The organism is Bradyrhizobium sp., from assembly GCF_016219575.1.
In the GTDB taxonomy this organism is placed as follows: domain Bacteria; phylum Pseudomonadota; class Alphaproteobacteria; order Rhizobiales; family Xanthobacteraceae; genus Bradyrhizobium.
Map to the genome: position 1 here is coordinate 1 of NZ_JACRMG010000014.1, position 8903 is coordinate 8903.

Sequence of the window (8903 nt, forward strand, 5' to 3'; positions counted from 1 at the left end):
CGCTGCTTCTCTCACGATATTATGCGGAGCGCGGCGGTCCCGAAACCCGCGGAAAACCTGCACTCAGACGCCACCACTCCGCATAACGCCACGCTTCGCATAATCGGCCTTATGTGGTGCACCACATAACACCGAGATCGGAGCAGCCTGGTCGAAGCGCTCCGAGGAAGGCCGCGACTATCTCTCGCTCAAGCTTGACGATCCTTCCTTCAACGCGCCGATCTACGCGAACTTGTTCGACGACGAGGGTGGCGAAGGCTACAGCCTGCTGTGGTCACGGCCGCGGAAGAACGGCGATTAGACCCGTCTCGCCAAGCCCCGCCCGGTGTTCCGGGCGGGGCTTTTGCATGTCCGCACTTCCGGCTCTCGGGTGTTACCCGACTAGACAAGGCTATTTGCGCTTGCCGCTCTTTGCCCGCTCGCTGCGGGCCTCATCATCAGGCACAAGGAGATCGACGTGGCTTATCCCGAGCGTGCTGGCGAGTTCAAATAGCGTCACAACCGTCGGATTGCGTCGGCCTGTTTCGAGACCGCTGATATATTGTTGGGTAAAGCCAGAAGCATCGGCAAAACTTTCTTGGGTGAAGCCCTTTGCTTTTCTAAATCTCGCAAAATTGCGGCCAACCAGCTTGCGCATATCCATGTGCGCAAGTTGCGTCTTTACATACTATGAGGTTTATCTCCTATAATGTGTATTCATAGAAATCCTGCTGGCGGCAATGATCAAAATTGGGCTAAAGTAAGTCACGTGGATCATTTCGGTTGGCAGGGAGTTAGAATCGCTCGCTCTGTGACGAACGCATGAAGAAACGACCCCGAGATCCAGACCTCGCCGAGGCTGCACCGACGGATTCCGTCCTCACGGCATATGACGAGGAGCACATTATAACGTATTTGCGCCTGCTCGATGCGGATGCAGAGGGTGCAGACTGGCGCGAAGTGGCGCGGCTTGTGCTGCACATTGATCCTGTAGCTGAGCGTGATCGCGCTAAAACCGCGTTTGATACCCATTTGGCTCGCGCGAAATGGATGACAGAGCATGGATATCGTCACTTGCTGCGAGGCGGGGCATCAAATCCGAATCTTTAAAGCCCTCCCGTAGAAGAACTTGCTCCCTGATTTCGGAGTTCGATCCGCTGCATCACGCGATGCACGATTAGGGACTTCCTCAACCATTGCTGGTCAGGTTTATCGCGCATCAATCTTGCAGTGCGATGGGGACCCGTAATGTCAGCATTCGATTGGAGATCGTCTAACGCCTATGATCGCGTTCATGAGGCGGAAACCACCGGATTAGCGTGGGAATGTCTCCGCCGGAATCCCGATTTTCGAACTGATTATCGTAGCGCGTCGAAGGTACTTCCCCAGGTAAGCCCGGAATTCCGCCAGCGTTGGGGCTTGTCTTTTCGGAGCTGACCCCAACCAATCCTGCCTCGAACAGACCATCTTCTGGGCGCCGGAAGTTCTGCCGACGGTCGTTCCGGTGCGGCCTGTTTCGCTCGCGGTCCCGCAGTCTCGTGGTGCCCTGGATCTCGGTGACTTAACCGAAGGTGAGCTGCGCCAAGGCCCTGACGGTTGGCACGCAGTATTGCGTTTGCGCAAGGTAGAACATCGCGTTTGGTTCAAGGAAGCGCCGGTCGTTGCCGGTACCTATGCGGTCGAACTGCCGCTCGACCGTGACTTTGAATTCCGCGCGGATGCAGGCAGGCGGCTGTGGCGAGCTCTCAATGGCAGGCCCGCAGGGCCGCCGCTGCATGCGCTTTCCGCGCACCGTCGGCGCCGGCTCGCGCTTGCTCTGCGCGCGCTCGATGCCCGGACGGACGGCAGCACCTACCGGGAAATAGCGGAAGTCCTGTTCGGCGCCGGACGCATCTCCGAACGCGACTGGAAGACGCACGACCTGCGCAATCGGACCATTCGCCTGGTCCAGAGCGGTCTTGCGCTGATGCGTGGCGGCTATCGCGCATTGTTGCGTCCGGCATCTCGCAAGAAATAAGCGCGCCTCGGGGGGTATCGAAAAATACGCCCCCTTATCTTCGGCATCCCCCATCGAGGCTCTACTCCGCCAATGTGTCCGTCGACGCGCCGCCGACCTCGCTGGCGCTCCAGAGGACCACGGAGTTTTTCAGATGGGCGATCCCAACGCCGGCTTGCCGCCACGATACTTGCGCACGGCCGAGGCGGCCCGATTCCTCAGCCTTTCCGGCCGTACCCTGGAAAAACACAGGACCTACGGCACGGGCCCCGCTTACCGAAAGATCGGCGGCCGCGTCGTCTATGCGCTCGACGACCTCAAGGCTTGGGCCGACCGCGGCACCAAGACCTCAACCAGCGATCCAGGCGGCGGCATCGTGCTGCCTGCAAAACGGCATGCGCCCGTCCCTTACGCGGGGAAGGAGCGTCGCTGACCATGTCGGACAGCAGTTCATCCCCGCAACGACGCCGCCGCTCTGAGCGCGATCAACTCGATCTATTTCGCGCACTGCCCGGCGACCTGGCCGCGCGCGATGCGCAAGATTTGATGGCCTACCCATTCTTCTCGCTGGCAAAGTCCAAGCGAATCATTCCGATCGATTTCCGCGCGGGGACCATCCTGATCCGCGTCGAGGCCGTGCCAGAGCACGGCATGGCGACGATCTGGGACGCGGACGTTTTGATATGGGCGGCTTCACAGATCGTTGAGGCTCGCGATACCGGTCTGAAGACATCGCGTCTGATGGCCACGACGCCGTACGAAATCCTGACGTTTGTCGGTCGCGGCACCAGTGTCCGCGACTATGACCGCCTCAAAGCCGCCCTCGACCGACTCCAGTCAACGACCGTCGTGACCTCAATCCGCCAGCCGACAGAACGGCGGAGGCATCGCTTCTCCTGGATCAACGAGTGGAAGGAAACGGCAGATAGCCACGGCAAGCCTCGTGGACTTGAGCTGATCCTGCCGGATTGGTTCTACACGGGTGTCCTGAACGATGCGCTCGTGCTGACCATCGATCGCGGATATTTCGATCTCACTGGCGGGCTCGAGCGCTGGCTGTATCGTCTCGTCCGCAAGCACGGCGGCCGTCAGGGCGGCGGCTGGAGCTTCGACGTCGTACACCTTCACGCCAAATCCGGCAGCCTATCGCCGGTCAAGCATTTTGCTTACGACCTGCGTCAGCTCGTGCGCCGGCAGACCCTGCCAGGCTACGAACTCATCATCACGCAGGATCCAAACGGCGCGGAGCGGCTGAACTTTGCACCAACCGCGATCGATCCGCTTATTGAGCGGCTACGAAAGCGCGGCCTCGTACCTCACGCGGGGGATAAGCTGTGAATTCTCTCGTGCTATCGGGGACCACAACTCTCGTGCCATCGGGGACCGGATCCTCGTGCTATCGGGGACCAGAATCGCACTCAACGCCTTGGCGCACAACATCTTCTCGACCTCGTAACTCTACTAACAGGGAATCCTTCGGATTCCAACGGCCGGGATGCGGTGCCAGCAGGACTGTTGCCGGCCCAACTGCGGCGCGACGACCAGAACCGCACTCCTCCTTTCAGGCCTGCGCTCCAGCATCTCGGTATCCATGGGTGCGGTTGTGGGTGCCGTCCAACACTGACATGGAGTCGCAAGTGAATGACGTTACGACGGTCGAGCTTCTGTGGCTCGAGAAACGCATTGAGAACCGAATTCGGTTTGGTCGTCCGATCTCTGAAAAGATCGTCGACCCTCATCGGCGTGTCCTCTCATTCGCGCCCGGCAGCATCTTTGCGTTCGTGCGCTGGACATCCAACGACTTCGGTACCGTGCTGTCCCGCATTGATATCCTGCGCGCGGCTGCACCGGGCCAGCGCTACTCAACTGTCCCTTGGATCAACCCCGGCGGCGAGAGCCTGCTGCGATTATCGGGCTGGCCAAAGGTCGAGCGAGTTCTGCAGTTGATAGATGCGGTGGAAGCTCTCGGGATCGATCCCGCGGACGCTGCGCCTGACTACTGGCACCACGTTCACAACCGTCTGTCAGTCAACGAGGTGCCGCGAACCTACACGCGCGGGCGTCACCAGGCGTGGTTGCATCGCCGGAAAGTGACGTCATGACCAGCCGAATGACGACCATTCTCGCGACGTTTGGAAGCGTCGCCCTCGTGCTGGCCGGAAGCGAAAACGAGACTCCTTCCTACATTTGGAACGCTTCGGAGAGCGCGCCCATTGGCCTGTACCGATTGCAGCCGGTCCATCGATTGAGCGTCACCGAACTCGTGGCGGTTAGACCCCCGGAGCCGCTTGGGACGTTCCTCAATCTCAATGGGTATTTGCCGATCGGTGTGCCCATGCTGAAACGAATCCTCGCGCTCCCCGGACAAACCGTCTGCAGAACCGGGCTCGCAATTGCTGTCGACGGCATTGAGGTTGGGCAGGCGAGGGAACGCGACGCCCGCGGCCGACCGTTACCGGTCTGGCAGGGATGCCGCGTTCTTTTCGTCGGCGAAATCTTTGTCATGAACTGGCAGTCGGCGGACTCTTTTGACGGGCGCTATTTCGGGCCTATTCCAGCGTCCGCCGTTATCGGCCAAGCGATCCCGGTGTGGACCGAGGGAGAATGATCATGGTTGGCATGAGCAGTCTAGCTGCAACGATTCTGTTCGAGTCCTCGCAACGCCACCGCAAAAGCCTCTGCAGTGATTCCCCACGAAGTGAGGCCGCATTTGCGTTGCTGAGGCTTCGCGCAATGCTCGCGCCCGCCATGGCACTTCGTCGCATGCTGTCGGAGATTTTCGCAAGTTCGAGAGTGGCTGGGAGAGAGGAGGGGCGAACCAACCGACGAGGGCAGGATAAAAGCCGCAAGGTGCGGCCGGTCGGTTGGGGCAGGAAACACCAGCAAATTCTAATGACGCCGCAAACATTGCAAATACCCGGCACAAGTTGCGATTTCTGGCAACGCGCTATTGTTGCTGAGCTTCCGACACCTTGTGGCGGGCATGATGACCGGTAACGACGATTTCCGCATCCGTCCAGGCCGTATCCGATCGACGCGCGCGCCCAAGGCAAAGTCCTTTCTCGCGCAGGCCCTCAGGGCCGCGCACAAGGCAGGCGGTCTGTCACACGGTGGAGTTAGAAGGGGTGGTTCCTTCGGTCGCGGCCGTGCGGCAAGTCTTGCCGCGGCACGGCTCCTCACCAACCGCGCCCGCGGCGCCATGGTCAAGGCACGTGTCGTACGTCGGATGCGGTCGCCTGGCGCTCTGCGGGCTCATATTGGTTATCTCAAACGGGATGGTGCCACCCGGGATGGATCGCCCGGTAAACTCTTCGATGCTGCCGGGGATGATGCAGACGGCCGCGCTTTCGCGGAACGCTGCGACGGCGACCGGCATCATTTCCGGTTCATCGTCTCGCCGGATGATGCCACTGAGCTGAAAAGCCTGCGGAGCTTTACCCGTGAGCTGATGGATCAGGCCTCGCGTGATCTCGGCACGCGGCTCGACTGGGTCGCCGTGGACCATTGGAATACTGAACATCCGCATATTCATATTCTCGTGCGTGGTCGCGCGGACGATGGTTCCGATCTTGTCATTAGCCGCGACTACATCGGATCAGGCTTGCGGGCGCGCGCAGGTGATCTCGTCACACGTGAGCTCGGCCCGCGATCAGAGCTTGAGATACAGCACGGTCTCGAGGCAGAGGTCACGAGCGAACGCTGGACGCGGCTCGATCGGGTGCTTGCCCGGGAAGCGGGCAGGGCAGAAGGGGTGGTCGATCTTCGGCCCGAATGCGATGTCACGCGCGATCCACTGAGGGAAATCCGGATCGGCCGGATGCGGACGCTTGAGCGGTTGGGACTGGCAGAGCCGACCGGGCCCGCGCGCTGGGTTCTGGCTGATGATGCGGAACAACGATTGCGGGCGCTTGGGGAGCGCGGCGATATTATCAAGCGGCTGCACAAGAGCCTGGCCAAGGATGGTGCATCTCGCGCGCTGTCATCCTGGGCGCTCGAGGGCGAAGGCCACGGCGAACCCGTGATCGGCCGTCTCATCGCCCGAGGGCTGGATGACGAGTTGAGGGGAACAGCGTTTGCCGTGGTGGACGGGATCGACGGGCGTGTGCACCACCTCAGGCTGCCCGACATCGATGCGGCCGGCGACGGTCCGATCGGTGGCATTGTGGAGTTGCGTCGTTTTGAAGACACATGGGGCCGACAGCGGATTGCGCTTGCCGTCCGCTCGGACCTCAATCTCGACCAGCAGATAGCAGCCGAAGGGGCGACCTGGCTCGATCGGCGCCTGGTTGCCCGCGAACCCGGCGATCTCTCGCGCGCCGGTTTCGGCGCCGAGGTCCGCGGCGCGCTTGATCGTCGGATCGACGCGCTGGCGGAACGGGGTCTCGTCCGCCGGGATGGAGACAAGGTCATCCTCGGCCGCAATCTTATCGGGACTCTGCGCACCCGCGAGCTCGATGCCGCGGGTAAGCGCTTGTCCGAAGAAACGGGGCTGGCGCATATGCCCGCAGAGTCGGGCGAAACTGTTTCAGGGATTTATCGCCGACGGCTGTCGCTTGCCTCCGGCCGCTTCGCGATGATCGACAATGGCCTAGGCTTCCAGCTTGTACCCTGGATACCGTCCCTCGAGCGCGAACTTGGCAGGCAAGTAAGCGGCATCGCCGGCCCCTGCGGCGTCGACTGGAGTTTTGGACGCAAGCGCGACCTTTCGCTCTGACCCGCCGATCTTTGCGCTGCGCCGCGCGCGACCGCGACACCAGAGATATTGTCGTTGCGTGGGTGCGCAGGGCGAGCGCTTCTGGGCCTATGTCCGCGACCAAGATTCTTTGGGGGCAGCTGTTCCTTATCTCGATCGTCGTGCTCGCTTTCGTTTGGACGGCGACTGAGTGGACGGCCTGGCGTCTCGCCTTCCAGCCGCAGCTCGGGGCTGCCTGGTTCATGGTCGGGCGCTGGCCGGTGTATCAGCCGCTTGCCTTTTTCGTCTGGTGGTTCCAGTTCGACGCCTACGCGCCGAAGATATTTGTCGAGGGGGCCTGCATCGCCGCAAGCGGCGGGTTCGCCGCCATCGGTATTGCCATCATGCTCTCGGTATGGCGGGCGAAGGAAGCTCAGCAGGTGACCACGTACGGCTCGGCGCGCTGGGCCGATACGCGGGAGGTTCGGCGCGCCGGGCTTCTTGGGCCTGAGGGAGTCGTGCTCGGCCGTTTTGATGGCCGCTATCTTCGGCACGATGGCCCTGAGCATGTCCTTTGCTTTGCTCCGACCCGTTCGGGCAAGGGTGTAGGCTTGGTCATTCCTACCCTGCTGACCTGGCCAAGTTCCACCATCGTCCACGACATCAAGGGCGAGAATTTCCAGCTCACTTCGGGCTGGCGTGCGCGCTTTGGGCCCGTGCTCCTGTTCGACCCGACCAATCAGGCAAGCGCGGCCTATAACCCGCTCCTCGAGATCCGCAAAGGCGACTGTGAGGTACGGGACGCCCAAAATATCGCGGACATCCTCGTCGATCCCGAAGGCGCGCTCGAGCGCCGCAATCATTGGGAGAAGACCAGCCATTCTTTGCTCGTTGGCGCTATTCTGCATGTCCTCTACGCGGAAGCCGACAAGACGCTCGCCGGCGTCGCCAACTTCCTGTCTGATCCGTCACGCCCGATCGAGGCGACGCTGAATGCGATGTTGGCGACGCCGCATCTCGGAGAGCGCGTTCATCCCGTGGTCGCTTCGGCCGCGCGCGAACTCCTCAACAAGAGCGAAAACGAACGCTCGGGTGTTTTGTCGACCACGATGAGTTTCCTCGGGCTCTATCGCGATCCCGTCGTCGCCAAGGTCACGGGACGGAGCGATTGGCGCATTCGCGATCTCGTTGACGGACCCCGGCCCATCTCACTCTACCTTATCGTACCGCCATCCGACATCGCCCGCACAAAACCTCTGATGCGGTTGGTACTCAATCAGATCGGACGGCGATTAACCGAGAGCCTGGACATCGATCGACGGCGGCAGAAGCTGCTTCTGATGTTGGACGAGTTTGCAGCGCTCGGGCGACTCGACTTCTTTGAGAGTCAGCTTGCCTTCATGGCAGGCTATGGCATTCGCAGCTTTCTGATCACCCAGAGCCTCAACCAGCTCGAACGCGCCTATGGGCCGAACCACGCTATCCTCGACAACTGTCACATCCGGGTTGCATTTTCGACCAACGATGAGCGCACCGCCAAACGCGTGTCGGACGCCCTTGGGACCGCGACCGAGATGCGCGCGATGAAGAACTATGCGGGGCACCGCTTGAGCCCCTGGCTTGGGCACCTGATGGTCAGCCGCCAGGAGACCTCCCGGCCGCTGCTCACGCCCGGTGAAGTCATGCAGCTCTCGCCTAACGAGGCGATTGTAATGGTCTCGGGTGTGCGCCCAGTGCGCGCCAGAAAGGTGCGATACTATGAAGATACGCAACTGAAGCGCCGAATCTTGGATCCATCCCCCGCCAATCCGGTCACCCTGCTCGCGCGGGCAGACGATTGGTCAGGCCGCACGCCAATTCAACCCTCTGTCGAACTCCTCGCGAAGGTGAAGCGGAGATCGCGTGATCCCAACGGCGGCATTCGCCGTGAACCTGCGCTGCCGCAACACGAGGATGTCGTCATTAAGGCGCCGCTGGCCGAGAACGAGTTCGATGCCGCGCCGGATGATGGCGACGCGGATGCCGTGCAGGCGAGGGCCCTGAGCCGTTCGATGCAGGGCATCGCACGTTCCATCACCGTCGACCCCGACGATCCGATGGATCTCTAGGCTTAGCGAGCATGAAAAAGGCCCAACTCAGCATCTATCTCGATCCAGAGACCTTCGCTGGCCTGGAGGCCTTCGCAAAGCGTCACAGCAAGTCCAAGTCGCTGGTCGCGGAGGCTGCCATCGCCTCCTTCCTTTCGCCCGACGAATC

10 protein-coding genes and 2 pseudogenes are annotated in these 8903 nt (G+C 61.4%); 11 read left to right on the forward strand and 1 reads right to left on the reverse strand.

Annotated features, from left to right (window positions below):
- Window positions 1-133 precede the first annotated feature (133 nt).
- Window positions 134-301: pseudogene (locus tag HZB49_RS13885) on the forward strand (DUF736 domain-containing protein); the annotation flags it as partial.
- Window positions 302-391: 90 nt separating this feature from the next.
- On the opposite strand, the gene HZB49_RS13890 reads toward HZB49_RS13885, so the two are convergent.
- Window positions 392-643 (reverse strand): helix-turn-helix transcriptional regulator, encoded by a 252-nt coding sequence (locus tag HZB49_RS13890; RefSeq protein WP_291612250.1) that lies wholly within the window; start codon window positions 641-643, stop codon window positions 392-394.
- A gap of 158 nt (window positions 644-801) precedes the next feature.
- Between HZB49_RS13890 and HZB49_RS13895 the strand changes: the two genes are divergently transcribed.
- The 10 genes and pseudogenes from HZB49_RS13895 to HZB49_RS13940 all read left to right on the forward strand — a co-directional run.
- Window positions 802-1089 carry a DUF2285 domain-containing protein gene (locus HZB49_RS13895; RefSeq protein WP_291612252.1) on the forward strand — a complete coding sequence of 96 codons (288 nt, stop codon included), beginning with the start codon at window positions 802-804 and terminating at the stop codon, window positions 1087-1089.
- 138 nt (window positions 1090-1227) lie between these two features.
- Window positions 1228-1416 (forward strand): DUF6499 domain-containing protein, encoded by a 189-nt coding sequence (locus HZB49_RS13900; protein ID WP_291612254.1) that lies wholly within the window; start codon window positions 1228-1230, stop codon window positions 1414-1416.
- Between the two features lie 178 nt (window positions 1417-1594).
- Entirely contained in the window at window positions 1595-1996 is a 402-nt protein-coding gene (locus tag HZB49_RS13905) for a DUF2285 domain-containing protein (protein WP_365857824.1), read from the forward strand.
- A gap of 133 nt (window positions 1997-2129) precedes the next feature.
- A complete protein-coding gene (locus tag HZB49_RS13910) occupies window positions 2130-2408 on the forward strand; it encodes a helix-turn-helix domain-containing protein (RefSeq protein ID WP_291612256.1) in 279 nt (92 codons plus the stop codon).
- 2 nt (window positions 2409-2410) lie between these two features.
- A complete protein-coding gene (locus HZB49_RS13915) occupies window positions 2411-3313 on the forward strand; it encodes a replication initiator protein A (protein WP_291612258.1) in 903 nt (300 codons plus the stop codon).
- Between the two features lie 299 nt (window positions 3314-3612).
- Window positions 3613-4077: a DUF2840 domain-containing protein gene (locus HZB49_RS13920; protein ID WP_291612261.1), complete on the forward strand. Its 465-nt coding sequence runs from the start codon at window positions 3613-3615 to the stop codon at window positions 4075-4077.
- Complete coding sequence (locus HZB49_RS13925) at window positions 4074-4583, forward strand: S26 family signal peptidase (protein WP_291612263.1); 510 nt, start codon at window positions 4074-4076, stop codon at window positions 4581-4583. The genes HZB49_RS13920 and HZB49_RS13925 overlap by 4 nt, the downstream gene beginning before the upstream one ends.
- 378 nt (window positions 4584-4961) lie before the next feature.
- Entirely contained in the window at window positions 4962-6689 is a 1728-nt protein-coding gene (locus HZB49_RS13930; protein WP_291612265.1) for a VirD2 family relaxase/mobilization nuclease, read from the forward strand.
- An 89-nt stretch (window positions 6690-6778) separates the two neighbouring features.
- Entirely contained in the window at window positions 6779-8755 is a 1977-nt protein-coding gene (locus HZB49_RS13935; RefSeq protein WP_291612267.1) for a conjugal transfer protein TraG, read from the forward strand.
- Between the two features lie 11 nt (window positions 8756-8766).
- Window positions 8767-8903, forward strand: a pseudogene (locus HZB49_RS13940) (CopG family transcriptional regulator); the annotation flags it as partial.